Here is a 24,018-nt window from a genome sequence, read left to right on the forward strand (position 1 = left end):
TGTGGGCGACTGCGGGTTGTGCGTGGTCGTCGCGCCCACGCGGCGGAGCCGCACATTGATACGGACCCGCGCCCCAGCACTGCGCTCGCCGGGTTGGCACACGCCGTCGGCGCCATACGCGACCGGCAGGCCCTTGAGGGCGCTCAGCGTGGTGTCGACGTCCGCGGTGAAGGCGTCCGCGCCGCCCAATGCTGCCGGATCGAGGGCCAGATGGGCTCGGACGACCAGGGCCGCCTGTCCAGTCAGGACTCCCCCGGAGAGGCTGCGGCGTCGGTGGTCGCGGGAACCGCACGCCGCGCGGCGGCGGCCGCGGGCGCCCGGCGTGGCATGGCCAGCAGCGCGATCATGGCGACGGCGCAGCAGCCGACGATGTACCAGCTGATCCAGGTGCTGGAACCGGTGTGCTGGAGGATCGCCGTGGCGATGAGCGGCGCCGGTCCGCCCGCGATGACCGAGGCGAGCTGATACCCGAGCCCGGCGCCGCTGTAGCGGACGTTCGTGCCGAACCCCTCGGCGATCAGTGCCGCCTGGGGGCCGTACTGGATGTCGTGGAAGACCAGGGAGAGCACGATCGCGAGCAGGACGAGCCCGGAGCTGCCCGTGTTCAGCAGGCCGAAGTAGGGGAAGGCGAACAGGCCGGTGCAGCAGATGCCGATGCCGTAGATCCGGCGTCGTCCGAACCGGTCGGAGAGGTGACCGAACAGCGGGACGCTGACGAGCCCGACGGCCGCCGCGACGAGCGTGTAGTTCAGCAGGTCGCCCCTCGGCAGGCCCAGCTTTTTCGTGCCGTAGGTGAGCACGAAGGTGATGAAGAGGTAGAAGGGGGCCTGCTCCGACATCCGGACGAAGGCGGAGGTCAGCACGGTGAGCGGCTGGTGGCGCAGCACGCTCCAGACGGGCCGGCGCACCAGGACGCGCTCCTGCTTCACCGCGGCGAAGGCCGGGCTCTCCAGGACGCGCAGCCGCACATAGAGCCCGATGCCGATCAGCACCACGCTGGCGAGGAAGGGGATCCGCCAGCCCCAGCTGTCGAAGCCGTCGCCGGATGCGGCGTTCATCAGTTTGACCATGCCGGTCGAGGCGAGAAGACCGAGCGGCACTCCGAGCTGCGGCCAGCTGGCCATCAGCCCGCGGCGGCGCTCGGAGCCCCATTCCATGGCCATCAGGACCGAGCCGCCCCACTCCCCGCCGACGCCGATGCCCTGGACGACCCGCAGCAGGACCAGCAGTACGGGTGCGGCGAGACCGATGGCGGAGTAGCTCGGCAGGAGGCCGATGAGGAACGTGCTCAGGCCCATCAGGACGAGCGTGGTCACGAGGGTGGACTTGCGGCCGATCCGGTCTCCGACGTGCCCGAAGACGGCGGCTCCCAGGGGGCGCGCGGCGAACCCCACGAACTGCGTGGCGAACGAGGCGAGCACTCCGGTGTACGGCTGCGCACCGGGGAAGAACACGTGGGGAAAGACCAGGGCGGCGGCGGTGCCGTAGAGGAAGAAGTCGTACCACTCGATCGCGGTGCCCACGGTGCTGGCGACCACGGCGCGGCGGCGGTGCCGGGGTGTTGTTTCGGGGCTGACAGAGGGTTCGGGGCTGACGGCGTGCTCGTGTGCGGCCATGACGGCTCCCGGCCGGCTGGTTGAACCTCTGAACCAATCAACGGGCTGCGGTGAGCGTGCTAGCCCGTCGCGGGCATGTCAAGAGGACGTGCGGCCGCGGGCGTCGTGTCGGCCGCGTTGCCGGAGCTGCCTAGTCGTCCGAGACGCGTACGACCGCCAGCGTGATGTTGTCGGGGCCGCCCGCCGCGATGGCGGCCTTCCACAGCTCGTAGGCCGCCCGGCCGTCGTCGTGCTCTCGTACCAGTTCCTCGAGCACGTCCGTCGTCAGCGGATCGGTCAGGCCGTCCGTGCAGATGAGGTAACGGTCGCCGGGCGTCAGGGACGTCGCCGTCACGTGGGGGCGGACGGCGCGGTAGGCGGGGGTGCCGCCCAGGCACTGGGTGACCAGGGACGTGGTGCGCTGCCCGGGTGCGAGCGGTGGACTGTCGTCGACGCTCACCTGGCGCAGCCCGTCGCGGGAGGCGGCGTAGACCCGGCTGTCGCCCACGTTGAACACCAGCAGCGAGTCGGGCTGTACGACGACGCCGGCCACGGTCGTGCCCATGGCGGCGAGCTCGCTCTCCTGCCCTTCGCCTGCGGCCTGGTACACGGCACGGTTGCAGGCGTAGAGGACGGCGCGGACGGCTTCCTCGCTGTCCAGGGCGAGGCCGATCGACGCGATCCGGCGGGCGACCAGGGCGCTGGCCACGTCGCCGCCGGGATGTCCGCCGAGCCCGTCGGCGACGGCGACGACCAAGGGCGTCCCGAGCGGGAAGACCAGGGTTTGCGGGCTCTCGGTCACGGTGGCGCACAGGGTCCACGGTCCGACGACGAGGCTGTCCTCGTTCCGCTCGCGCAGCAGCCCGGGATGGCTCAGCGCACTCACCGCGACGTACTGCATCGAGCGCCACCGCCTTCCCGTACCGGACACACCACTGGCGGACGGGCTCCCTCAAGTCTAGGAGCACCTCCCCATTTCCACTGGTCACAAGCCCTCGCCCGGACCGCCGGCCGCCCCGGCCGCAGCGGGCTTCAGCGGGTCGCGGCGACCGCGTCCACGATCACGTCGGCGACGTGTGCGGGCTGCTCGACCAGGACGGCGTGCCCGGCGTCGGGCACCGTGACCGTGCGGACCTGCGGGCAGGCCTCGAGGCCGCGCCGCTCGCCGTCCGTCAGTCCGATCTCGTCGTGGTCGCCGCGCACCACCCAGGCCGGGACGGCGGCCTCGCACAGCCGGGGGACCAGTGACGGATACCGGTCCAGGTACTCGTAGTAGCGCCGGACGATCCGGCGGCAGGTGGCCGGATCGTTGGCGGCCATGTCCGCGGCCAGCGCCTCGGCGCGCTGCGCGGGAAGTTCGCGTTTCATGGCCTTCGGCAGCAGCTTCAGCATGCCGGTCCAGCTCGCGATGCCGAGCCCGGGCACCCGCCCGATGGTGTTCATCACCGCCAGGAACCTCGCCTCGTCCCCGCGCGAGAAGGTCGGGGACAGCAGCACCAGCGGCCCCCGGAACAGGCCCGCCGCCGCCATCTCGATCACCACGTTCGCCCCGAGGCTGTGCCCCACGGCCACGTCGCAGCCCGACTCGGCGGCGAAGTCCGCCATCAGCCGGGCGTAGTGCTCCATGCTCACGTCCTCGGGCGCCGTGGTGCCGCCGAACCCGGGCATCGTGACCGCGACCAACCCCAGTCCCGCCAGCGCGGGTTCGGCCATCACGTCCGCGTAGAACTCGGTCGAGCACAGCCCGCCCGGAATCATCAGCACCCGGTGCGGCGCCTCCTCCGGGCCCGCACGGCGGACATCCCACCGCTCGCTCATACTCCGAGCGTGACGCCGGACGCCGGCCCCCGCATCCGCTGCGGCGGCCGGCGTCCGTCCTCGCCCCGGTGACCGAGTACGACTGCTGGTCAGTGGGCGGCGACCAGCTCCTGGTCGGTGCTGCTGCGCGCGCCGGGCTTCGAGCTGCGCAGTGCCGCGATGCCGATGAAGACCATGGACGACAGGCCGGCGAGCGCGAAGGCGGTGAAGCCGAAGTCGCCGTTGCCCGCGGCGAGCAGCTGGCCGCCCAGCCACGGGCCGAAGACGGCGCCGAAGCGGCCCATGCCGGAGGTCCAGCCGACGGCGGTTGCGCGGCTGTCCGGGGTGGAGCGGATCGAGACCGTTGCGTAGACCATCGTCTGGGCGCTGTTGAGGAACACGCCGGTGAGGAAGACGACCAGGGTGGTCACGCCCATCGGCATGTGGACGCTCAGCAGGTAGACACCCGCGGCGGTCAGCGCGAACCAGATCGCCGAGATGCGCGGGGCACCGAAACGGTCGGCCGCCCGGCCCGCGGCCAGCATGCCCACGATGCCGCCGAGGTTGAAGACGACGACGAAGGTCAGGGCGTTGGCGAGCTCGTAGCCCTCGGTGCGCATCAGGGTGGGCAGCCAGGTGGCGACGCCGTAGACCAGGAGCAGTCCGCCGAAGGAGGCGAACCAGTACAGCAGGGTCTGGATCCACTCGCCGCCGCGGAACAGGTTGACCAGCGCGCCGAAGCGGTCGGCGGCCGTCTTCCTGCCCGTCGCGGCGGGCAGCTCGACGTCGTAGCGGCCGGCCAGCGCCTGCGCCTCCTCACTCCGCCCCTTGGCGACGAGGAAGCTCAGCGACTCGGGCAGGAACTTGGCGAGCACCGGGGCGAAGACCAGCGGGATGACGCAGACCCAGAAGGCCGCGCGCCAGCCGACCGGGTCCACCAGCCACTTGGCGACGTACGCGGAGAGGATGCCGCCCGCGTGGTGCGCGGTCATCAGCATGCCGATGACGATGGCGCCGCGGCCGCGCGGGGCGTAGTCGGAGACCATGCTGATCGCGGTGGGCAGCAGACCGCCGAGGCCGACGCCCGCCAGGGTCCGGCCGAGGCCGAAGACCTCGACGCTGCCGGATGTCGCGCAGATCCCGGAGGCCAGCGAGAACAGCGTCACGCAGGCGACCATCAGCTTCTTGCGGCCGATCCGGTCCGCGACGGTGCCGGCGGTCAGGGCGCCGACCAGCATGCCGAAGGTGGCGTAGCTGCCGAGGTCTCCGGCGGTGTCGGGGGTGAGGCCGAAGGTCTTCGTCTCCAGCAGGTGCGGCAGCACCGAGCCGTAGATGAACATGTCGAGGCCGTCGAAGAGCACGGCCAGCCAGCACAGACCGACGACCAGGAGGGCCAGTCTGCTGCCGCGAGCGGTCAGGGAGGGGGAGGAGGACATCCTTGTTTTCCTCTCGTGGAACAGGGTGCCCCGACGCTAAGGACCCTCCATCAGATTCGTCAACGTTTTTGTCAACAATCTCATCGACAATCAAGCTGCGCCGGGGCGACAGGGCTGTCAGGCGACCGGAGGCGTCCCGTGCGTGTGGAACGACTCGATGGTCTTCAAGCCCCAGGCCTGCCCCTTCTTGCGCTCCTCCTCGGTCCAGGTGATCAGCGGCCAGTCGGGCGCGAGGACGAGACGGGTGAGCGGGTTGCACAGCTCGATGCGGTTGCCGCCCGGCTCGTAGACGTACAGGAAGAACGTCTGCTGGATGGCGTGCTTGTGGGGGCCCGTCTCGATGAACACACCGGCGTCGATGGCGAGATCGGCGGCGCGCAGGATGTCCTCGCGGGTGTCGGTCGCGAAGGCGATGTGGTGCAGCCGGCCGGTCGAGCCGGTCCAGTCCTCGGTGTAGACGACGTCGTACGACTTGTTCGTGTACCTCAGCCAACGCGCCGCGATCCGGCCGGAGTTGAGCCGGATCTGTTCCGTGGGCCGGGCCCCGAGCACGTGTTCCTGGAACTCGGCGCTGGCGAGCACGTCGGCCGCGAGGAAGTTGATGTGGTCCAGGCGCCGGACCCCGACTCCCCTGTTGGGCTTGGCCTGTGGCTGGTTCTTCAGCGCCGGGCGCAGTCCCTCGGGGGCCCGGTAGTGCTCGCTCTCCCAGTACAGGGCGTGCTCGTGGCCGTCCGGGTCGGTCGTCAAGTACAGCTTGCCGAGGCCGGGTTCGTCCTCGACCCACTTGCCGCTGCCGCCCGCCTGCTCGATCGCCTTGATACGGCGGTGGAGGGCGTCCTCGCTGGAGGTGCGCAGGGCGAGCCGGCCGAGGCCGGGCTGTTCGCGGGCGGTGAGGACCAGGCTGTGGTGCTCGTAGTCGTCGAAGGTCCGCAGGTAGACCGTGTCGCCGTGCTGGCCGTTGACCGTGAGGCCGAGGTAGTCGGTGAAGAAGGCGACGCTGGCGTCCAGGTCCGGGGTGAAGAGCTGGGCGTGGCCGATGTGGGCGATGTCGCCGAGCGGCGGAGTCATCGTTGACCTCCTTGGGGTTGCGGGGGGATCGGTGCCGTCTCGGCGGCTCGGGGGAAGACGGTGCCGTCGAAGATCTTGCGGGCCGTACGGACCACGGCGGTGCGGCGGGCGGCGGGCAGGCCGTCGGGGGCGGCTCCGAGGCTGCTTTCGATGTCCAGGAATCCCGTGGGATGTTCTATGCGAATCCGGTCGCTGTCGGGATCGACCTCCGAAAGCTCCGCACCCACGCTGCCTTCGATCCGCAGGCCGGCGGCCACGCTCGCCGCGCCGAGCACGCCGATCGACGTGTGACAGCGGACCGGGATGAAGGTGCGGGTGGTGACCGCGCCGCCGTCCCGGGGCGGGGCTAGCAGGGTGAGCTTGGGCACGGTGGTGTCGGAGACGTCGCCGAGGCCCATCAGGTGGCCCGCTGCGAGGCGGATCTCGCGGAGCCGGTCGGCGAGTGCGAGGTCCTCCTCCAGGTCTTTGGGCGCCTCGTAGCCGGTGACCTTGAGGGAGGAGGCGGCGATGAGGACCGTCGGCATGCCGTTGTCCACGCAGGTCACGGGCACGCCGTCGATCTCGTCGCGGACGTTGCCGGTGGGCAGCAACTTCCCTGCGCCTGCCGGGAACTCGATGACCACCGGTGCGGCCGTGCCCGGCACTCCCGAGATCTCGGCGTCGCCCGTGTAGTCGACGCGGCCGCCCGGGGTCGGGAAGGTCGCCGTCGCGTAGTCGCCGCTGTTGACCATGCGGATGCGGACGGAGGTCTCCGCCTCCCCCGCCGGGACCAGCCCGCGCTCGACGGCGAACGGGCCGATGCCGGCGAGGATGTTCCCGCAGTTCTGACGGTCACTCACCTCGGGCCGGTCGACGACGACCTGGAGGAAGAGGTAGTCGACATCGGCGCGCGGATCGTCCGAGGCCGACACCACGGCCACCTTGCTGGTGAGCGGGTGCGCACCGCCCAGGCCGTCGATCTGCCGCTCGTCGGGACTGCCCATGATGCGCAGCAACAGGCCGTCGCGCAGGGCCGGTTCGGCGGGGAGGTCGTCGGCCAGGAAGTAGGCACCCTTGGAGGTGCCGCCCCGCATCAGCAGGCAGCGCACCTCCTCGGGCACACGGGTCACGACCGCTCCCCCGCGTATTCCTCGTACGTCTTGTACTCGACGCCGAGGCGCTTGAGGGTGTCCCTCAACCCGTAGCGGTCCAGGCCGAGTTGGCCGTCGAGGAAGGCGGCGCGAGTGGCGGCCTCCTTGGCCTCGCGGGCCTCCGACTTCTCGACCGTCTCGCGGGCGCGCTCGCGGGGTACGACCACGACACCGTCGTCGTCGGCGAGGATCACGTCGCCGGGGCGGATCACCTGGCCGTCGATGGCGATCGGCACGTTGACCGAACCGCCGGTGGCCTTGACCGTGCCCTGCGAGGAGACCGCCCGGGACCAGGCGGCGAAGCCCATGTCCCGCAGCTCCTGGGTGTCGCGGATACCGGTGCCCAGGACGACGCCGCGCACCCCGCGCTGCTTGAGCGCGGTCGCGAACAGCTCGCCGAACAGGCCGTCCGTGCACGGCGAGGTGGTGGTGACGACCAGAATGTCGGCCTCGCCGCACTGCTCGACGGCGGCGTGGATCATGAGGTTGTCGCCGGGCCAGCTCAGTATGGTGACCGCGGTGCCCGCGACCCGTACGCCCTGCTGGACGGGCCGGATCTCCGGACCCAGCAGGCCCGTGCGGCCCATCGCCTCACTCACCGTCGCCACCCCGAAGCCGGCCAGCGCCTCGACGTCCTTCAGGTCCGCCTTCGGCGGGTCGGTGACGATGACGCCGCTCATGCCAGCTCCTTCGCGATCTGCGGGTAGGGACGCATGTACGCCTCGGCCATGGTCTTGTGGGCCAGGCCCAGGTTGGGGCCGGCGTTGCGCTTGAGCTGGACGCCGCGGCGTACGGCCAGGTCGGTGTAGTAGTCCCACAGGTGCTGCTGGGCGCCGAGGCACTCCATCGCCTTGCGCTTGGTGTCCCACACCTCGGTGATGTCGAGCAGGACCTCGGGCTTGAAGCCGCTCATCTCGGGCTGGTGCGGCTCGAAGTAGAAGACCGGCGGGGCGCCGATGATCTCGCCCTCTCCCGGGTAGCCGATGGCCTGCGCGAGGACCCGGGCCTCCAGCGCCATGCGGTTGGCGGCCGGGTGGTCGCCGTTGTACGGGTCCTCGACCGGGTGGGTGAGCACGACGTCGGGCTGGGTCTCGCGGTAGACGGCGACGAGCCGGTCGGTCAGCTCGGCGGTGGCGACCAGCGGGTAGTCGCCGGCGTCGAAGAAGCGGACCTCGGCGCCGAGGGTGGCGGCGGCACGCTCGGCCTCGTCCCGGCGTATCGCCTTGATCTCGTCCAGCTTCTTGCCCTCGCGCCACGCCTTGGCGGACTCGCCGCGCTCGCCGAAGGTCAGACAGGCGATGGTGACCTTCTCCCCCCGGGCGGCGGCCAGGGCGATGGCACCACCCGCCCGCCACACGAAGTCCCCGGCGTGCGCGGTGACGACGAGTGTGGAACGTGGGGTGGCGGGCGCATTGGCCTGGGTCATTGCTGCAGTCTCCTTGGTGACAGGTTGGCGCCCGCCCTGTCAGCGGCTCTCGGCCGCGCGGCTGTCAGTCGCGCAGCGCCTCGATCACGCTGGTGAGGTGGGCGCGGACGGCCGTCTCGGCCGCCTGCGGGTCCCTGGCCCTGATCGCCTCGATCATCTCCAGGTGCTCGTTCAGGGAGTGCTGCGGACGCCCCGGGCGCAGTGCCAACTGGAAGCGGTGGCGCACCAGTTGGGCATTGAGCCGCTCCAGCAGGTCCACGGCGGTCTGCTGGCCGGAGAACTCGCGCACCCTGGCGTGCAGCTCCTGGTTGAGCTCGGAGTAGGTCACCGGCTCACCGTCGGCCACGGCCTTGGTCATCGCCGTGCCCAGCTCCGTCAGCTCGGCGAGCTGCTCGTCGCTGGCGGCGACGGCGGCCTTCGCCGCGCACAGCCCTTCGAGGACCATGCGGCACTCGGTGATGGCGACCGCTTCCTCCACGGTCACCACCCGCACCCGCGAACCGCGGTTGCGGATCCGCTCGACCAGGCCCTGGGCCTCCAGATCGATGAGTGCCGCGCGGATGCTGGCCCGCGTCACACCGAACTGCTCGGCGAGCTCGTTCTCCACCAGCCGCTGCGCCGGTGCCATCTCGCCGTGCAGGATCGCCTGCCGCAGCTGCGCGAGCGCATGCTGTTTGGCCTGCTCTCCGGTGCTCGGACGGGCTTCTTTCGGCATCGTTGCCCTCCCTGAGTGAGTGCCTGTCGAACCTAAATCTAGCCAAACAAGATTGTCAACAATTTTGTCCGCCTCATTGCGCGCAGAGCTCGACACCGGGACGAGCAGGCCCCCCGACAGGACGAGCCGGGCCCGCCCCTACGAAGGGGCGGGCCCGGCTGCACGTCAGAGCCGATCAAACGGCCGGCGGCACCGGCAAGGGATCCTCGGCGTGGGCGATGAAGTCGTCGACCAACCGGTGGAAGAGCGCGGCGAGTTGCTCCAGGTCCTCCGCCGACCAGTCCGCCAGGGCCACCTCCAGGCCCCGGCGGCCCGCCTCGCTGATGCGGTCGACCGCCGCCAGGCCGGCGTCGGTGAGCTGGACGCGCTGGGCCCGGCGGTCGTCCGGGTCGGCGATGCGGACCACGTAGCCGCCGCGCTCCAACTGCCGTAGCTGCCGGGTGACATGGGAGGCCTCCACCGACAGCCGGACCGCCAGCACCCCGGGGCGCAGCGGCTCGCTCTCGGCGATGTGCCGAAGGATCATCACGGCGGCCCGGTCGAGCGCCAGTCCGGCCACGGACATCAGGCGCTCGTGCTGCCGGGCGCGGCCGGCCAGGTACGCGACGCGGGTGAGCGCCCGCTCGATGTCGTGCACGTTCGCCGAGACGGGCGCCGGGACGGATCGCTGTGGGGCCATACCGCCACCCTAAATCTACTTGCCTAACTTAAGCAATATGCAGATGGTTGCTTGACTTAAGTAACGTGACCATGCTTGCCTAAGTCAAGCAAGCCAGTCAGCACCCAGACCGGGGCCGCACCGAGCGGAGGCGGCCCCTGCGCGCCGACTCCGTGGGGACGGGGAACGGCGCAGTCACCGGGTCCGGCGGCCGGAACACTCCCCCCGTCCGGCGCCGGACCCGGTGACACCCCTCATCCCACGCCCCTTTGGGGGCGCTCCCCGCACGGCACTTGGACAGGAACCCCGTTTCCATGATCGACAATCTGCTACGTCCGCCTCGCAGACGTCCCCGCCCCGTCGACGCGGTTGTCGTTGCCGCTCTCTTCGCCTGTTCCTTCCCGGGCAGCCTGATCACCCTTCCCGGCCAGGAGCTCGGTGCCCCCTGGTGGCCCGGTGTGCTGCTGGCCGGAATCTCCTGCGTGGCCCTGTTGTGGAGGCACTCCCGGCCCCGTACGACCGTGGTCGTCATCCTCGTCTGCGCCACGGCTGCCTCCGCGCTCGGCTATCTCCTCACCGTCCTGCTGCTCGGGCCGCTCATGGTCGCGCTGTACTCGCTGGCCGTCGGTACCGACCGGAAGACCGCCAACACCTTTGCCTTCAGCGGCATCGCGGTGCTTGTCGGCACGGGGCTGCTGAGCGGCCCCGCCGGCGAACCGCTCGTCCTCAAACTGCTCGGTCCCGCCGCCTGGTTGCTGTTGCCGACCTCGCTCGGCACGGTGACCCGGCTGCGTGCGGCCTATCTGGATGCCGTGCAGGCGCGGGCCGAGCATGCCGAGCGGACCCGGGAGGAGGAGGCCCGGCGCCGGGTCGCCGAGGAGCGGATGCGTATCGCGCGTGATCTGCACGACGTCGTCGCCCATCATCTGGTCCTCGCCAATCTCCAGGCCGGCGCCGTCGCCGGGCAGCTGCCGGACCGGCCCGGTGAGGCCTCGCGGATCGCTTGCGACCTGACCCGCACCACCGCCTCCGCGCTGCGTGAACTCAAGTCCACCGTCGGTCTGTTGCGGCAGGACGGCGATGCGGACAAACCCCTGGAGCCCACGCCGGGGCTGGCCCAACTCCCCCAGCTGGCCGCCTCGTTCGAGAACGCCGGGCTCGAAGTCACCGTCACCACCGAGGGCGAGCCCGGCGCGCTCTCCGCGGGCGCCGACCTCACGGCGTACCGCATCGTGCAGGAAGCCCTCACCAACGTCACCAAGCACGCCGCCGCCCGCGAAGCCGAGGTGCGGCTCGTGTACTCCGAGGACCGGCTGGCAGTGACGGTCGCCGACGACGGCGGGGGGACGCGGACCCTGCCCGCTCCCCCGGGCGGCGGCTACGGCGTCGTGGGCATGCGCGAGCGTGCCCGTTCGGTCGGCGGTCGTCTCCGCGTCGGTCCTCGGCCCCGGGGCGGCTTCGAAGTCGTCGCCGAGCTGCCGCTCCGGGCACACCCCAAGCATCCACTTGCTTAAGTCAATCAATTCTGCTTATGCTTGCGTAAGTCAAGCAATAAGCCCTTGCCGGAGGCCCTGCCATGTCCGACGCCCTGACCCGACCCGCTTCCGCGGGGACATCCGCCCCGCCGAAGCCGAACGCCGTGGTGGCGGTGCTGGCCCTGGCCGGAATCGTCGTCTCGCTGATGCAGACCCTGGTCATCCCGATCGTCCCGGAGCTGCCCACCCTGCTGAACGCTTCGGCCTCCAACACCGCCTGGGCCGTCACCGCCACCCTCCTCGCGGCCGCGGTGGCCACCCCGGTCGTCGGCCGGCTCGGCGACATGATCGGCAAGCGGCGCATGCTGATGGTCAGCATCGTGCTGCTGGTCTCCGGCTCCGTTGTCTGCGCCCTGGCCGACTCCCTCGTCCCGATGATCATCGGGCGTGCCTTGCAGGGTCTCGCGGCCGCCGTGGTGCCGCTGGGCATCAGCATCATGCGGGACGCGCTGCCGGCCGAGCGGCTGGCGGGTTCCACCGCGCTGATGAGCGCCTCGCTCGGTGTGGGCGGTGCGCTGGGTCTGCCGGCGGCCGCGTTCATCGCCGACAAGTGGGACTGGCACATCCTGTTCTGGACCTCGGCCGCACTGGGTGCCGTCGCCTTCGTGCTGGTGCTGCTGATCGTGCCCGAGTCCGAGGTGCGCACCGGTGGCCGTTTCGACCTGGTCGGCTCGCTCGGCCTGTCCGCCGGTCTGGTCTCGCTGCTGCTGGCCGTGTCCAAGGGCGGTGACTGGGGCTGGACTTCGGGCACCACGCTCGGTCTGGGCGCCGGCGCCGTCGTGATCCTGGGTGCCTGGGGCTGGTGGGAGCTGCGGGCCAAGCAGCCGCTCGTCGACCTGCGCACGACGGCCAAGCCGCAGGTGCTCTTCACCAACCTGGCCTCGGTCGCCCTCGGCTTCTCGATGTTCGCGATGTCCCTGGTGCTGCCGCAGCTGCTGCAGCTGCCGAGCCAGACCGGCTACGGCCTGGGCAAGTCCATGCTGACGGTCGGCCTGGTGCTCGCCCCGCAGGGCCTGGTCATGATGGTCATGTCGGCAGCGTCCGCGAAGGTCACCCAGGCCAAGGGGCCGAAGGTCACGCTGATGATCGGGGCCCTGATCGTGGCCTCCGGCTACGCCCTGAACATCGTCCTGATGAGCGAGGTCTGGCACCTCATCCTGGTCTCCTGCATCATCGGCGCCGGTGTCGGCTTCACCTACGGCGCCCTGCCCGCCCTGATCATGGGTGCGGTCGACCCGTCCCAGACCGGTGCCGCGAACAGCCTCAACACCCTGATGCGGTCCCTGGGCACGTCGTTCGCCAGCGCCCTGGCCGGCGTCATCCTGGCCCAGATGACCACCGACTTCGGCGGACACGCCCTCCCGTCCGAGAACGGCTTCAAGGTCGTCATGGCCATCGGTGCCGGAGCCGCCCTGCTGGCCTTCCTCGTCGCCTGCTTCATCCCGCGCCGCCAGGCACCCGCCCAGACCGCCGCCGAGACGGACGAGCAGCCCGAGGCCGTCACGGCGAAGGCATAACGCCCGGCCGACCGCCCTGCGACAGGCGGCCGTCTTCCCGCTCCGGCGGGAGGCGGACGCCTGTCGTCCGTGGACCTACGTGGAGCGGCTCAGGCGTTCACAGTCGCCGGTGGGTGACCCTCGTACGCCGCCCGCAGCACGGCGAGCGCGCCGTCGGCCGTGACCTCGCGGGGATTGGCGTAGGCCTGGCCCGCGGTCTGCGCCGCCGCCACTGCCAAGTCGCTTTCCTTCAGGCCGAGTTCGGCGAGGGTGCGGGGTGCGCCGAGGCGGCCGGCCAGCTCGCGCAGGGCGCGCGGGGCGTCGTCCGCATCGAGGGCGCGGGCCACGGCGGCGGCCGCGTCCGGGGCCGCGGGCGCGTTGTAGGCCAGGGCGTACGGCAGGACCACCGTGTGGGTCTCGGCGTGCGGCAGGCCGAAGGTGCCGCCGAGGACGTGGCACAGCTTGTGGTGCAGGCCCATGGTGGTGGCGCCGAGGCAGGAGCCGCACAGCCAGGCGCCGTAGAGGGCGCGGCCGCGGGCCTCGACGGAGTCCGGGTCGTCGGCCACCGCCGGGAGGGCGCCTGCCATGGCCCGCAGGCCCTCCTGGGCCATCAGCGCGATCAGGGGTGAGGTGTCGGGGGCGTACAGGGCCTCGACGGCGTGGGCGATCGCGTTGATGCCGCTGGTGACGGAGAGCGGGACGGGGAGCGAGAAGGTGAGCTCGGGGTCGTAGACGACGCTGCGGGGCAGGACGACGGGGTCGCGGCCGGTGCGTTTGGCGCCGTGTTCGGTCAGGCCCCAGACCGGGGTCATCTCCGAGCCGGAGTAGGTGGAGGGCACGGCGATCAGGGGCAGGCCGGTGCGCAGGGCGATCGCCTTGCCCAGGCCGATCGAGGAGCCGCCGCCGACGGCCACGCAGCCGTCGGCCCCCGCCGCACGGGCCGCTTCGACGGCCCGGTCGGCGACCTCGACGGGCACGTGCATGCGGGCGCCGTCGTGCAGGCCCGCGCAGGCGGGGCCCAGCGAGTCGGCGACCGCGCGTGCGGTGGCGGCGCCATGGCTGCCGCACACCACCAGCAGCCGCCGCAGGCCGAGCGCCGCGGCCTCGTCGGCCGTCGCGGTCGTGGCGGCCCCGGGCCGGAAGACGACCCGCACGGGCCGGGACTCGTAGGAGAAGTCGAGGTGGTGCTTCACGAGTGCTCCAGTACGAGGTCGAAGCGGGCGTGGCGGAACGGGTTGGGGATGCCGAATTCCCGGGCCTGAGGAGGATCGTCCGTTTCGGTGAACTCCTGGACCAGGCTCGGCTTGACGGCGAAGACCGCGTCCGAGTCGAGGTAGTCGCTGCCCGCGACGAAGATGTGCGTGGTCACCGGGACATGATCTTCGGCCGAGGCGATGAAGTGGATGTGCGCGGGCCGGTAGGGGTGGCGGGCGGTCGCGCGCAGGAGGCCGCCGACCGGTCCGTCCGTGGGGATCGGGTACGGGCTCGGCACGCACGTGCGGAACCAGAAACGGCCCTCGGCATCCGCGGTGAACAGCCCGCGCCCGTTGCCCGGCGGCTGGACCTCCGGCTGCTGGACGTCGTAGAAGCCGTTGCCGTCGGCCTGCCAGACGTCAACGACCGCGCCCGGCAGCGGAGTTCCGTCCCGGGACAGCACCCGGCCGCTGACCACGCACGGCTCGCCGCCGCCCACCAGATCGATGTTCGCGCCGGGTTCGCGCGCCGGGGACTCGGTCATGTGGAAGGGGCCGAGGACCGTCGATTCGGTGGCTCCGGCGACGCGGTCGCCGTTGATGGTCTCGACGAGCATCGACAGGCCGAGCACGTCCGACAGGAGGATGAACTCCTGCCGGGTGTCCGTGCACATCTGCCCGGTCGCCGTCAGGAAGCCGATCGCCCGCTCCCACTCCTGCTGCGTCAGCCGGCTCTCGCGGGCGAAGGCGTGGAGGTGGCGGATCAGGCCGGTCAGCAGTTCGCGCAGGCGCGGGTCGGCGGTGCCGTCGAGGCTGGTCACCGCCTCGTCCGTGACCGTCCTGGCGGTGGCGTCGGTGGTCATGTCGGCTCCCTTCGCCGGTGCGCGGATCAGCCGAACCAGACGACGAGCCGCACGTGCTCGCCGCCGTACCTGGCCGCCAGGTCCCGCATGGCGCTCCATACCTGTGCCCAGCATCCCTCGTCCGGCGGGGCGAGCATCCGCGCCGTGAGGATCACCGGCCGGTGCGCCACGCCGTCCAGGCGCACCTCGGCGCCGGGAGGCCACTCGGGCGGTGCCAGGAGCAGGTCTCCGCCGAACGTGTCGGCGGCCGCCGCGCGCAGGCTGGGAGTCACCCGAACGAGTTCCTCACCGTCCGGCTGTGCCCGCAGCGCCCAGTTCCAGGCCGGCCTGTGGGCGAGCGGGGCGTCCCAGTCGACCGCCTCGACCTCGGCCCAGGTGGCGTAGGTGTGGTCGTGCTGGAAGTCCCCGATGCCCGACTCCCGTACCGGATCGGAGATCCCGTCCGGCAGCCCGCGGCCGGCGAAGAGCGGACGTTCCACGTCCCCCGCCCCGCGGACGCCGAAGAGACACTCCCAGGAGACGTAGTCCCTGGGCGGCTCGAAGTCCAGCAGATCGGCCGTGAACCGCCAGTGCCCGTCGGGCGTGCGGCTTTCGATGACACCGTCGATGTCCGTACCCACGAGGTATGACCCTACGACAGGACGGTCATCAAATGGCCCCCGGGAGGCGTCACTTGATGACCGCGTTCGCGACGACCACGACGACGCCGAGCAGCGCGTCGACCAGGCCGATGCCCACGGCCACGGCCCAGGAGCGTCCCGACCGGCGTGCCGTGACCAGACCCAGGCCGAACAACAGTGCGATGTTCAGCATGAACGCCGGATCCTCCACCCCGTCCGCCGGCCACCAGCCCCAGCCCGCCCCCGCAAGGACCGCCACGGTCGGCAGCACCGCCGTGACCAGGGGCCACTCGTCGGCGAGGGCGCGCAGGGCGTCCCAGCGGCGGTGCGGTGCGCGCTCGGCGATGTAGTGGGCGTAGCCGTGGGCGAGGGCGGAGGCGCACGCGGTCACCAGCAGCCACAGGGCGTCGTAGCGGCGGCTGACGCGGGAGGTGTGGCCGTACTGGCTGAGCGCCGCGACCATGGAGCAGGCCAGTACGGCGCCGTAGACACCGCCGAAGAGGACGGCCTCGCGGGTGTCGTGCTGCCGTGGCTCGGTGCGGGTCGTCGTGGTCTGCGCCATGTCCTCCACGATCACCCGGCAGCTGCCGGGCCGCCAGTCGCGACCAGACGATATGTCCTCCCACCTGGGCTGATGTCGCACACAGTGTCCATGCACGGCCGGCGGGCGGCCTCGTTAGGGTCGGCGCATGACCCACAGTTTCGTTCTTCACATCCCCGACGCCGAGCTCGAGCCCGAGCCCCTGGACCCGGAGCAGATCGTCTCCGGGACGCCGGAGGTGACCGGGAAGGTGGTGTGGGAGTCGGCGGACGGCCGGCAGATCCGCGGGGTCTGGCAGATCACGCCGGGCGTCGTCACCGACACCGAGGCGGACGAGCTGTTCGTCGTGATCAGCGGTTCGGCGACCATCGAGGTCGAGGGCGGGCCGACGCTGACGGTGGGGCCCGGGGACCTGGCCGTCCTGCGCGAGGGCGACCGTACGACGTGGACGGTGCACGAGACGCTGCGGAAGGCGTACGCGATCAACCTGTGACCGGGGCCGCGGTCGTGCCGCGGATCTCCAACGTCGGTGCGGTCAGGTGCAGTTGGCCCGCTCCCCCGGGGCGTTCGAAGCGGTCCAGGAGGCAGCGGGCGGCGCGGCGGCCGATCTCGTGGCTGCCGGTCTCGACCGTGGTCAGCCAGACGTGGCGCAGACGGGCGATGCTCGTGTTGTCGTAGCCGACGACGGACACGTCGTGCGGGACGCGCAGGCCGAGCTCCTCGGCCGCCGAGAGCGCGCCGACGGAGGCGATGTCGTTGACGGCGAAGAGGGCGGTGGGCCGGTCCGGGCGGCTGAGGAGGCGGACGGTGGTGCGGTAGCCGCCCTCCTCGGTCATGTCGCCGGCCTCCACCAGGGCCTGGTCCGCGAGGCCGTGTGCGCGCATCGTCGCCTCGAAGCTGCGGCGGCGCAGTTCGCCGACGGCGCCGTAGCCCGCGATGTGCGCGATACGGCGGTGGCCGAGGCCGATCAGGTGCTCGGTGACCAGGCGGGCGCCCCGCTCGTCGTCGCCCGCCACGACGTCCACGCCCGCCGGGGCCGGTTCGCGGGCGCCCGCGACGACGACCGGGATCCGGTCGGCGGCCGTGCCGAGCGCGGCCGGGTCGGGCAGGGTGCCGACGACGACCAGGCCGTCCACCCGCAGGTCCAGCAGCGGGTCCGTGGGGTCCTGGCCAGTGCGGCGGTTGAGGCGGGCGTCCGCAAGGAGCATCCGCAGCCCGTTGTCGTGCAGCAGCGAGTTGAGGCCGTCGAGCAGGTCGACGAACCAGGGGTTGCGCAGGTCGTTGAGGAGCACGCCGACCGTGCGGGTGCGCTGTTCGCTGAGGCTGCGCGCGGCGGCGTTGGGCCGGTAGCCGAGCTCCCGCACCGCCCGCAGCACGGCCTCCCGCTTCTCGGGCCGCACCTGCTCGGAGCCGCGCAGCACCAGCGAGACCAGCGACTTGGACACCCCGGCCTGCTCGGCCACGTCGCGGATGGTCGGCGGTTTCATGTCCTGGACCGTTCCATGAGTCTCGGCTCCTTGTCAAAGGGACGGGAGAGGGTTGACAGCGGCGGAACAGGGGCTTCAGGGTGGCCTGGACAGATTGTGGACCGGTCCAAAGAGGGGCTGTCATGGTGGATTCGCTCGGTGTCGCCGTCGTCGGGTTCGGCTGGATGGGCCGGGTGCACACCCAGGCGTACGCCCGCGTCCTGCACCACTACCCGCAGCTCGGCCTGCGCCCGCAGCTGATCACGGTCGCCGAGGAGGTGCCCGGCCGGGCCGAGGAGGCCGCCGCGCAGTTCGGGTTCGCCGCCACCACCCGGGACTGGCGGGACGTGGTCGACGACCCTCGCGTCCAGGCGGTCAGCATCACCGCCCCGAACTTCCTGCACCGCGAGATCGGCGTCGCCATGGCGCAGGCGGGCAAGCACATCTGGATCGAGAAGCCGGTCGGCCTGAGCGCGGCGGACGCCCGGGCGGTCGCCGACACGGTGGCCACGGCGGGCGTCCAGGGCGCCGTCGGCTTCAACTACCGCAACGCGCCCGCCGTCGAGGCCGCCCGCGAGCTGATCGCCTCCGGCGCCATCGGCACCGTCACCCACGTGCGCATCCGCCTCTTCAGCGACTACGCCGCCCACCCCGAGGGCGCCCTGACCTGGCGCTACGAGAAGGAGCGCGGCGGCAGCGGCGTCCTGGGCGACCTCGCCTCGCACGGCGCGGACCTGGCCCGCCACCTGCTCGGCGACATCGCGTCGCTCACCGCCGACACGGCCGTGTTCATCCCCGAGCGGGCCCGGCCCACGGGCGCCACCGCCGGGCACACGCGTGCCACGGGCGGCGAACTCGGCCCCGTCGAGAACGAGGACTACGTCAGCTGCCTGCTGCGCTTCGCCTCCGGCGCCCGCGGCGTCCTGGAGGCCTGCCGGGTCTCGGTCGGCGAGCAGAACAACTACGGCTTCGAGGTGCACGGCACCAAGGGCGCGGTCTCCTGGGACTTCCGCCGCATGAACGAGCTGGGCGTCAGCCGCGGCACGAGCTACCAGGACCAGCCCGTCAGCACGGTGTACGTCGGCCCGGGCGACGGCGAGTTCGCAGCGTTCCAGCCGGGCGCGGCCAACGCCATGGGCATGGACGACCTGAAGGTGATCGAGGCCTACCGCTTCCTGCGCTCCATCGCGGAGGGCAAGCCGTACGGGGCCACGCTCCCGGACGCCGTGCACAGTGCCGTCGTGTTGGAGGCGATGGTGCGGTCGGCGGAGAGCGGGTCCTGGGTCAGAGCCGGTGGCTGAACCCCGGCCGGATGAGCGCACGTCGTCATGGGGGTCCCCCCGCTCGACCGAAGCCGAGAGTGGGGGAGCGTGCGATCGCAAGGCGCCGGAAGGTCCTCGTAGCGGAGCTACCAGGGCCTTTCGGCAGCGCGGCTGGGGGTCCCCCCACGCCCTAAAGGCAGTGGGGGAGTGCGTGCCAGGCGGCGGGCGCCCGGCCGGGGTTCAGCCACCGGCTCTCAGCGTTCCGTCATAGCGGCCAGCGACTCCACGCCCTTGGCGAGGGCGTCGACGACGGACTGCGGAGGGGTGTCCGGGGCTCCGGGCGCCCAGCCCGGCCGCCGGGTCCTGGCCGCGAGCGGGAGCTCGACCTGGACGCCCCCGCCGCGGGTCAGGTTCACCGGGTTCCGGGCGTGCAGGCCGCGCAGGGACACCGGGATCTCGTCGAGGTCCGTGACCGCCTCGAACTCCGGCCGCAGGGCGTCGAGTTCGTCGGCGAGGAGCCGTGCGGCCGGCCGGTTGCCCCCGCCGAGGAAGATCGACCGTGGTGCCGTGGGCCTCATGTGGCCGTGCAGGGAGACCACCACCGTCACCTGCGCCAGGAAGTCCCGCAGCAGCCCGCAGTGCTCGACCGCCATGCGCGGCGACGGGATGTGCACCGGCTCCGGCACGCCCGGCTGGGTGAAGACCAGGCTGGTGGCGTCGCACAACTCGCCCACCGACCGGGCGAGTTCGGCCGTACCGCCCTCGTTGCTGCCGTGCAGCGCGAGCACTCCGGTGTCGCCACCCGGGGTGAGGGTGGCGAGCAGCCGTACGCCTTCGATCTCGACCTGCTCGATGCGTGTCGTCACCCGTCTCCTCAACTCGTCGCCTGCGGTGGCATGTTGTACGGCGTGACCACCTGGATCGCCGACGGCAGCGTAGGGCCGGCGGGCGGCAGGGCGCCGTGGGCGCGCATCACGATGTGGCAGGCCTCGCGCAGGTCCTGGCGCAGGTCGTGGTGGAGGACGGCGGACAGGCGGTGCCGGCGCAGCAGGCGGGTGTTGTCGTGGTCGAGGTCGTGCGCCACGAACACCGCGCACTCGCGGCCCAGGTCCTCGAAGGCGCGCAGGGTGGCGTTGTTGCCGCCGCCGATCGAGTAGACGGCGCGGATGTCCGGGTCGCGTTCGAGGGCGGCGCGGACCAGGTCGTACTGGGTGGCGTCCAAGCCGTGGCCCTCGGCGATCTCGACCAGCCTGCGGTCCGGGTGACGGGTGCGCATGGCGCTGCGGAAGCCCATCTCGCGCTCCTCCTCGTTGCGGAAGAAGCCGCTGCTGAGGCTGGTGAGCACATTGCCGGGGCGCTCGCCCAGCCACTGGCCCATGAGGTACGCGGCGGTCGCGCCGGCGGCCCGGTTGTCGATGCCGACGTAGGCGAGGCGGGCCGTGGCGGGCAGGTCGGTGACCAGGGTGACAACAGGGATGCCGGCCTCGGCGAGGCGGCCGACGGCGGCCGTGACCTCGGGGACGTCCGGGGCCTTGAGGATCACGCCCTGTGAGCCGCGCCGGGCGATCCGGTCCAGCGTCCTGGTCAGCTCCGGCACCGGGCCGGTCTCGCGGAAGTGGAAGCGCGAGCGCACGACGGCCGGGTGCAGGGAGGGCAGCTCGGCCTCCAGGGCGGCGCGGACGGCGGTGGAGAACCGGTCCGGCGTCTGCATCACTATGTCGATCATGAAGGTGCGGCCGACCAGCCGGACCTGGGTGCGCTGCCGGTCCAGGTCGGCGATGGCCTGCTGGACCTCCCGTGCGGTGCTCTCGCGGACGCCGCCCCTGCTGTTCAGGACCCGGTCGACGGTGGCCTCGCTCAGGCCCGCCTGACGTGCGATCTCCCGGATCGGGAAGGGATGGCCCATACGGTCGCTCCTCGGGCTCCTTGAGGGGTTTTTGATGGCCGCCTGCTGGTTGTTCGACGGGTTTGTACTGACAAGAATGACAGCGCGGCCCGGCCCTGTCACCGAGCCCTGTGTGGCCCCTCCGACCGAAGGGACGACGATGTCCTCCATCTCCGCGGATCGCCGTGCCTGGCTGTCCGAGCGGGACTGCGACCTGGCCGGCTTCCGTGAGCTGGTCGAGCGGACCACGGATCTCACGGAGTACCCGCACGCCTGCGCGGTGGAGCAGGGCGTCCTGATCTATGACAGCGAGCGGCTGCGCAAGGCCGAGCGGCGCCCCGTGCGGGCCGAACTCGTCCGCGCCCTCACCGAGGGGCCCGGCATCGTGGTCTTCCGGGGCGCGTTCCCCGACCCGGTCGTCGTCGACCGGCTCAGCACCGTGTTCGACGCCCTGATCGCCGAGCAGCGCGCCTCGGGGGCGAACGCCGGGGACCACTTCGCCAGGCCGGGCGCCAACGACCGGGTGTGGAACGCGCTGGAGAAGGCGGCCCTGTACGACCCGGAGGCGTTCGCCGACTACTACGCCAACGACATCCTGGCGCTGGTCTCGGCGGCCTGGCTCGGCCCCGGCTACCAGGTCACCTCGCAGGTCAACGTGGTCAACCCGGGCGGCGCCGCGCAGACCGTGCACCGGGACTACCACCTGGGCTTCCTCAGCAACGAGGCCGCGGCCGCCTACCCGGCCCATGTGCACGTCCTCTCCCCCGTGCTCACCCTCCAGGGCGCCGTCGCGCACTGCGACATGCCCGTCGAGTCCGGGCCGACGAAGTACCTGCCGTACTCGCAGCAGTACGAACCCGGCTATCTGGCCTGGCGACTGCCCGAGTTCCAGGCCTACTTCGAGTCCCACCACGTCCAGCTCCCGCTCGCCAAGGGCGACGCGGCCTTCTTCAACCCGGCGCTGTTCCACGCGGCCGGCACCAACCGCTCCGCGGACATCCGGCGCACGGCCAACCTGCTGCAGGTGTCCTCCGCGTTCGGGCGGGCCATGGAGACGGTGGACCGCGAGGCCGTCGCCAACGCCGTCTTCCCCGTGCTGCTCAGGCGCAGCAGCGAGGGTGTCGGCGAGGAGTGGCTGGAGAACGTGATCGCCGCGAGCGCCGAGGGCTACCCGTTCCCCACCAACCTCGACAGCGACCCTCCGGTCGACGGCCTCGCCCCGCCCGCGCAGGCGGACGTCGTTCGGCGCGCGCTGCGCGAGGCATGGACTCCCGAGGCTCTTCGGGACGAGCTGCGGGCCGGCGCCGAGCGCCGGGAAAGCTGAAAGGACCTGGAAAGTCATGGGACTTCTCGACGACAAGGTCGTCCTCGTCAACGGCGGCAGTCAGGGCGTCGGCGCCGCCGTCGCGCGGGCCGCGGTCCGCGAGGGCGCGGTGGTGGCCGTGACCGGGCGGCGTCCGGCGCCGGGCGAGGCGCTGGTGACCGAGCTGACGGCCACGGGCGGCAAGGCGATGTTCGTCCGCGCCGACCTGTCCGACGCCGAGCAGGCGAGGACCGCCGTGGGCGACGTCGTCGCCGCCTACGGGCGGATCGACTGCCTGGTCAACTCCGCGGGCCTGACCTCCCGGGGCACGCTGCTGGACACCACGCCCGAGCTGTTCGACCAGCACATCGCGATCAACCTCAAGGCGCCGTTCTTCGCGATGCAGGCCGCCGTCGCCGACATGCTCTCCCGCAAGGCGCCCGGCACGATCGTCAACATCATCACGTCCTCGGCGCACGGCGGACAGCCGTTCCTGGCGCCGTACGTCGCCGCGAAGGCGGGCCTCGTCGGCCTGACCCGCAACGCCGCGCACGCGCACCGCTGGGACCGGGTGCGGATCAACGGCCTCAACATCGGCTGGACGGCGACCGAGGGCGAGGACGTCACCCAGAAGACCTTCCACGACGCCGCCGACGACTGGCGCGAGGAGGCCGCCGCGAAGCTGCCGATGGGCAAGCTCGGCCAGCCGGACGAGATCGCGGACTTCGTGGTCTTCCTGCTGTCGGATCGGTCGGGCGTGGTCACCGGATCGGTGATCGACTGGGACCAGAACGTACTGGGCGGCCTGGACTGAATCAGCCCGTCCGGCGATTGAGGGCGAGCCCGAAGGGCGATCGGGGTCCGGGGCGGAGCCCCGGCAAGGGACAGCAACCACACACAAGGAAAGCAGCGGAGCTCATGCGCATCGGAATCCTCGGCCTCGGCCGCATCGGCGCCTTCCACGCCGAGACCCTTTCCGGACTCGACGCGGTCGAGTCGCTCGTGCTCACCGACCCGTTCACGGATGCCGCCAAGTCCGCGGCGGAGCGGTTCGGCGGCGAGGTCGTGGACTCACCGGAGGCCCTGCTGGCGGCCGGCGTGGACGGCATCGTGGTCGCGGCCGCGACGGACGCCCACCCTGGGCTGATCCTGGCCGGGGTCGAGGCCGGCATCCCGGTCTTCTGCGAGAAGCCCGTCGCCAAGACCATGGCCGAGGGCGTCGAGGTACTCAAGGCCGTCGAGGGCACGGACGTGCCGATCCAGATCGGCTACAACCGCCGCTTCGACGCCGGTTTCGTCGCCGCCCGCGCCGCTGTGCAGGCCGGCGAGCTGGGCAAGCTGCACACCGTACGGTCGACCACGCTGGACCCGGCGCCCCCGCCGGCCGGATACATCGCCGCCTCGGGCGGCATCTTCCGCGACTGCTCCGTCCACGACTTCGACATCATCCGCTGGGTGACCGGCCGCGAGGTCGTCGAGGTGTACGCCGTCGGCGGCAACCGGGGCGCCGAGTACATCAAGGAGGCGGGCGACGCCGACACCACCGGAGCGATCCTCACCCTGGACGACGGCACGATCGCGGTGGTGTCCAACTCCCGCCACAACGCCCGGGGTTACGACGTCCGCATGGAGATCCACGGCTTTACCGACTCCATCGCCGTGGGCCTGGAGGACAAGCTGCCGCTGCGCTCGGTCGAACCGGGCGTGACCTTCCCGGCCGGCACCCCGCACGACTTCTTCATGGACCGCTTCACCGAGGCCTACCGGGCCGAACTCACCGCGTTCACCGAGGTCGTGGCCGGCACCCGCCCCTCGCCCTGCACGGTCGCGGACGCCCTGGAGGCCGGCTGGATCGCCGACGCGTGCACGCTGTCGCTGCACGAGCACCGCCCGGTGACCATCGCCGAGGTCCGCACCGCCTGAGCGGCGGCCGCAGTCTCTCGTGCTCCGGGTGCTGGGCGGCCTCCGGCGCCCGGAGCACGAGTGTGTCGACCACCACGTCGCCCGGTCCGAAACGGCCAGGAGATCT

The 24,018-nt window shown here is 71.8% G+C and carries 24 protein-coding genes; 7 read left to right on the forward strand and 17 right to left on the reverse strand.

Going from position 1 to position 24,018, the window contains the following annotated elements; genetic code table 11:
* Positions 1-242 precede the first annotated feature (242 nt).
* The 10 genes from ACFY10_RS48135 to ACFY10_RS48180 form a co-directional block, all read right to left on the reverse strand.
* Positions 243-1,616 carry an MFS transporter gene (locus tag ACFY10_RS48135; RefSeq protein WP_390671746.1) on the reverse strand — a complete coding sequence of 458 codons (1,374 nt, stop codon included), beginning with the start codon at positions 1,614-1,616 and terminating at the stop codon, positions 243-245.
* A 130-nt stretch (positions 1,617-1,746) separates the two neighbouring features.
* Positions 1,747-2,496: a PP2C family protein-serine/threonine phosphatase gene (locus tag ACFY10_RS48140; protein WP_390671747.1), complete on the reverse strand. Its 750-nt coding sequence runs from the start codon at positions 2,494-2,496 to the stop codon at positions 1,747-1,749.
* Positions 2,497-2,627: 131 nt separating this feature from the next.
* Positions 2,628-3,413, reverse strand: a complete 786-nt coding sequence (locus tag ACFY10_RS48145) for an alpha/beta fold hydrolase (protein ID WP_390671748.1) — start codon at positions 3,411-3,413, stop codon at positions 2,628-2,630.
* Between the two features lie 89 nt (positions 3,414-3,502).
* The gene (locus ACFY10_RS48150; RefSeq protein WP_390671749.1) at positions 3,503-4,828 is read right to left on the reverse strand and encodes an MFS transporter; all 1,326 of its coding nucleotides are present in this window, start codon (positions 4,826-4,828) and stop codon (positions 3,503-3,505) included.
* A 117-nt stretch (positions 4,829-4,945) separates the two neighbouring features.
* Complete coding sequence (locus tag ACFY10_RS48155) at positions 4,946-5,896, reverse strand: VOC family protein (RefSeq protein ID WP_390671750.1); 951 nt, start codon at positions 5,894-5,896, stop codon at positions 4,946-4,948.
* Positions 5,893-7,005, reverse strand: a complete 1,113-nt coding sequence (locus ACFY10_RS48160; protein ID WP_390671751.1) for a 4-oxalomesaconate tautomerase — start codon at positions 7,003-7,005, stop codon at positions 5,893-5,895. Before ACFY10_RS48160 ends, ACFY10_RS48155 begins: the two co-directional genes overlap by 4 nt.
* On the reverse strand, positions 7,002-7,706 hold the full coding sequence (locus tag ACFY10_RS48165; RefSeq protein ID WP_390671752.1) for a 4-carboxy-4-hydroxy-2-oxoadipate aldolase/oxaloacetate decarboxylase: 705 nt from the start codon (positions 7,704-7,706) through the stop codon (positions 7,002-7,004). The genes ACFY10_RS48160 and ACFY10_RS48165 overlap by 4 nt, the downstream gene beginning before the upstream one ends.
* Positions 7,703-8,452, reverse strand: a complete 750-nt coding sequence (locus tag ACFY10_RS48170; protein ID WP_390671753.1) for a PIG-L deacetylase family protein — start codon at positions 8,450-8,452, stop codon at positions 7,703-7,705. Before ACFY10_RS48170 ends, ACFY10_RS48165 begins: the two co-directional genes overlap by 4 nt.
* Positions 8,453-8,516: 64 nt before the next feature.
* Positions 8,517-9,167: a GntR family transcriptional regulator gene (locus ACFY10_RS48175; RefSeq protein WP_390671754.1), complete on the reverse strand. Its 651-nt coding sequence runs from the start codon at positions 9,165-9,167 to the stop codon at positions 8,517-8,519.
* Between the two features lie 175 nt (positions 9,168-9,342).
* The gene (locus ACFY10_RS48180) at positions 9,343-9,846 is read right to left on the reverse strand and encodes a MarR family winged helix-turn-helix transcriptional regulator (protein WP_390671755.1); all 504 of its coding nucleotides are present in this window, start codon (positions 9,844-9,846) and stop codon (positions 9,343-9,345) included.
* A 293-nt stretch (positions 9,847-10,139) separates the two neighbouring features.
* On the opposite strand from ACFY10_RS48180, the gene ACFY10_RS48185 reads away from it, so the two are divergent.
* Together ACFY10_RS48185 and ACFY10_RS48190 are read left to right on the forward strand one after the other, a co-directional pair.
* Complete coding sequence (locus ACFY10_RS48185; RefSeq protein ID WP_390671756.1) at positions 10,140-11,339, forward strand: sensor histidine kinase; 1,200 nt, start codon at positions 10,140-10,142, stop codon at positions 11,337-11,339.
* A gap of 62 nt (positions 11,340-11,401) precedes the next feature.
* On the forward strand, positions 11,402-12,877 hold the full coding sequence (locus ACFY10_RS48190; protein ID WP_390671757.1) for an MFS transporter: 1,476 nt from the start codon (positions 11,402-11,404) through the stop codon (positions 12,875-12,877).
* Between the two features lie 89 nt (positions 12,878-12,966).
* Here ACFY10_RS48190 and ACFY10_RS48195 read toward each other — a convergent pair whose 3' ends face one another.
* The 4 genes from ACFY10_RS48195 to ACFY10_RS48210 are packed head-to-tail and all read right to left on the reverse strand — an operon-like array spanning position 12,967 to position 16,094.
* Positions 12,967-14,049, reverse strand: a complete 1,083-nt coding sequence (locus ACFY10_RS48195; RefSeq protein ID WP_390671758.1) for a maleylacetate reductase — start codon at positions 14,047-14,049, stop codon at positions 12,967-12,969.
* Complete coding sequence (locus ACFY10_RS48200) at positions 14,046-14,912, reverse strand: intradiol ring-cleavage dioxygenase (RefSeq protein ID WP_390671759.1); 867 nt, start codon at positions 14,910-14,912, stop codon at positions 14,046-14,048. Before ACFY10_RS48200 ends, ACFY10_RS48195 begins: the two co-directional genes overlap by 4 nt.
* Before the next feature lie 26 nt (positions 14,913-14,938).
* Positions 14,939-15,532: a hypothetical protein gene (locus ACFY10_RS48205; RefSeq protein WP_390671760.1), complete on the reverse strand. Its 594-nt coding sequence runs from the start codon at positions 15,530-15,532 to the stop codon at positions 14,939-14,941.
* A gap of 49 nt (positions 15,533-15,581) precedes the next feature.
* Positions 15,582-16,094, reverse strand: coding sequence for a hypothetical protein (locus ACFY10_RS48210; protein WP_390671761.1), 513 nt, complete (start codon positions 16,092-16,094; stop codon positions 15,582-15,584).
* 127 nt (positions 16,095-16,221) lie between these two features.
* Here ACFY10_RS48210 and ACFY10_RS48215 point away from each other — a divergent pair, with 127 nt between their 5' ends.
* On the forward strand, positions 16,222-16,566 hold the full coding sequence (locus ACFY10_RS48215; protein ID WP_390671762.1) for a cupin domain-containing protein: 345 nt from the start codon (positions 16,222-16,224) through the stop codon (positions 16,564-16,566).
* Here the strand turns inward: ACFY10_RS48215 and ACFY10_RS48220 are convergent.
* The gene (locus ACFY10_RS48220; RefSeq protein ID WP_390671763.1) at positions 16,556-17,560 is read right to left on the reverse strand and encodes a LacI family DNA-binding transcriptional regulator; all 1,005 of its coding nucleotides are present in this window, start codon (positions 17,558-17,560) and stop codon (positions 16,556-16,558) included. The two genes, ACFY10_RS48215 and ACFY10_RS48220, sit on opposite strands and share 11 nt — an antisense overlap.
* Positions 17,561-17,682: 122 nt before the next feature.
* Between ACFY10_RS48220 and ACFY10_RS48225 the strand changes: the two genes are divergently transcribed.
* Positions 17,683-18,840, forward strand: a complete 1,158-nt coding sequence (locus tag ACFY10_RS48225) for a Gfo/Idh/MocA family protein (RefSeq protein ID WP_390671764.1) — start codon at positions 17,683-17,685, stop codon at positions 18,838-18,840.
* 215 nt (positions 18,841-19,055) lie between these two features.
* Here the strand turns inward: ACFY10_RS48225 and ACFY10_RS48230 are convergent, their stop codons facing one another.
* On the reverse strand, positions 19,056-19,667 hold the full coding sequence (locus tag ACFY10_RS48230; protein ID WP_390671765.1) for a poly-gamma-glutamate hydrolase family protein: 612 nt from the start codon (positions 19,665-19,667) through the stop codon (positions 19,056-19,058).
* A gap of 8 nt (positions 19,668-19,675) precedes the next feature.
* On the reverse strand, positions 19,676-20,707 hold the full coding sequence (locus ACFY10_RS48235) for a LacI family DNA-binding transcriptional regulator (RefSeq protein WP_390671766.1): 1,032 nt from the start codon (positions 20,705-20,707) through the stop codon (positions 19,676-19,678).
* Positions 20,708-20,846: 139 nt separating this feature from the next.
* Between ACFY10_RS48235 and ACFY10_RS48240 the strand changes: the two genes are divergently transcribed.
* The 3 genes from ACFY10_RS48240 (at position 20,847) to ACFY10_RS48250 (ending at position 23,912) form a co-directional block, all read left to right on the forward strand.
* Complete coding sequence (locus ACFY10_RS48240; RefSeq protein WP_390671767.1) at positions 20,847-22,010, forward strand: phytanoyl-CoA dioxygenase family protein; 1,164 nt, start codon at positions 20,847-20,849, stop codon at positions 22,008-22,010.
* Positions 22,011-22,026: 16 nt separating this feature from the next.
* The gene (locus ACFY10_RS48245) at positions 22,027-22,803 is read left to right on the forward strand and encodes an SDR family oxidoreductase (protein ID WP_390671768.1); all 777 of its coding nucleotides are present in this window, start codon (positions 22,027-22,029) and stop codon (positions 22,801-22,803) included.
* A gap of 104 nt (positions 22,804-22,907) precedes the next feature.
* Positions 22,908-23,912 carry a Gfo/Idh/MocA family oxidoreductase gene (locus ACFY10_RS48250; RefSeq protein ID WP_390671769.1) on the forward strand — a complete coding sequence of 335 codons (1,005 nt, stop codon included), beginning with the start codon at positions 22,908-22,910 and terminating at the stop codon, positions 23,910-23,912.
* Positions 23,913-24,018 lie beyond the last annotated feature (106 nt).

The sequence above is a fragment of the Streptomyces sp. NPDC001401 genome (assembly GCF_042895385.1).
GTDB lineage: Bacteria > Actinomycetota > Actinomycetes > Streptomycetales > Streptomycetaceae > Streptomyces.

Coding starts and splice junctions, on each gene's coding strand:
- ACFY10_RS48135 (WP_390671746.1), bottom strand. CDS start 1,616: ATGGCCGCACACGAGCACGCCGTCAGCCCCGAACCCTCTGTCAGCCCC.
- ACFY10_RS48140 (WP_390671747.1), bottom strand. CDS start 2,496: ATGCAGTACGTCGCGGTGAGTGCGCTGAGCCATCCCGGGCTGCTGCGC.
- ACFY10_RS48145 (WP_390671748.1), bottom strand. CDS start 3,413: ATGAGCGAGCGGTGGGATGTCCGCCGTGCGGGCCCGGAGGAGGCGCCG.
- ACFY10_RS48150 (WP_390671749.1), bottom strand. CDS start 4,828: ATGTCCTCCTCCCCCTCCCTGACCGCTCGCGGCAGCAGACTGGCCCTC.
- ACFY10_RS48155 (WP_390671750.1), bottom strand. CDS start 5,896: ATGACTCCGCCGCTCGGCGACATCGCCCACATCGGCCACGCCCAGCTC.
- ACFY10_RS48165 (WP_390671752.1), bottom strand. CDS start 7,706: ATGAGCGGCGTCATCGTCACCGACCCGCCGAAGGCGGACCTGAAGGAC.
- ACFY10_RS48170 (WP_390671753.1), bottom strand. CDS start 8,452: ATGACCCAGGCCAATGCGCCCGCCACCCCACGTTCCACACTCGTCGTC.
- ACFY10_RS48175 (WP_390671754.1), bottom strand. CDS start 9,167: ATGCCGAAAGAAGCCCGTCCGAGCACCGGAGAGCAGGCCAAACAGCAT.
- ACFY10_RS48180 (WP_390671755.1), bottom strand. CDS start 9,846: ATGGCCCCACAGCGATCCGTCCCGGCGCCCGTCTCGGCGAACGTGCAC.
- ACFY10_RS48185 (WP_390671756.1), top strand. CDS start 10,140: ATGATCGACAATCTGCTACGTCCGCCTCGCAGACGTCCCCGCCCCGTC.
- ACFY10_RS48190 (WP_390671757.1), top strand. CDS start 11,402: ATGTCCGACGCCCTGACCCGACCCGCTTCCGCGGGGACATCCGCCCCG.
- ACFY10_RS48200 (WP_390671759.1), bottom strand. CDS start 14,912: ATGACCACCGACGCCACCGCCAGGACGGTCACGGACGAGGCGGTGACC.
- ACFY10_RS48210 (WP_390671761.1), bottom strand. CDS start 16,094: ATGGCGCAGACCACGACGACCCGCACCGAGCCACGGCAGCACGACACC.
- ACFY10_RS48215 (WP_390671762.1), top strand. CDS start 16,222: ATGACCCACAGTTTCGTTCTTCACATCCCCGACGCCGAGCTCGAGCCC.
- ACFY10_RS48220 (WP_390671763.1), bottom strand. CDS start 17,560: ATGAAACCGCCGACCATCCGCGACGTGGCCGAGCAGGCCGGGGTGTCC.
- ACFY10_RS48225 (WP_390671764.1), top strand. CDS start 17,683: ATGGTGGATTCGCTCGGTGTCGCCGTCGTCGGGTTCGGCTGGATGGGC.
- ACFY10_RS48235 (WP_390671766.1), bottom strand. CDS start 20,707: ATGGGCCATCCCTTCCCGATCCGGGAGATCGCACGTCAGGCGGGCCTG.
- ACFY10_RS48240 (WP_390671767.1), top strand. CDS start 20,847: ATGTCCTCCATCTCCGCGGATCGCCGTGCCTGGCTGTCCGAGCGGGAC.
- ACFY10_RS48245 (WP_390671768.1), top strand. CDS start 22,027: ATGGGACTTCTCGACGACAAGGTCGTCCTCGTCAACGGCGGCAGTCAG.
- ACFY10_RS48250 (WP_390671769.1), top strand. CDS start 22,908: ATGCGCATCGGAATCCTCGGCCTCGGCCGCATCGGCGCCTTCCACGCC.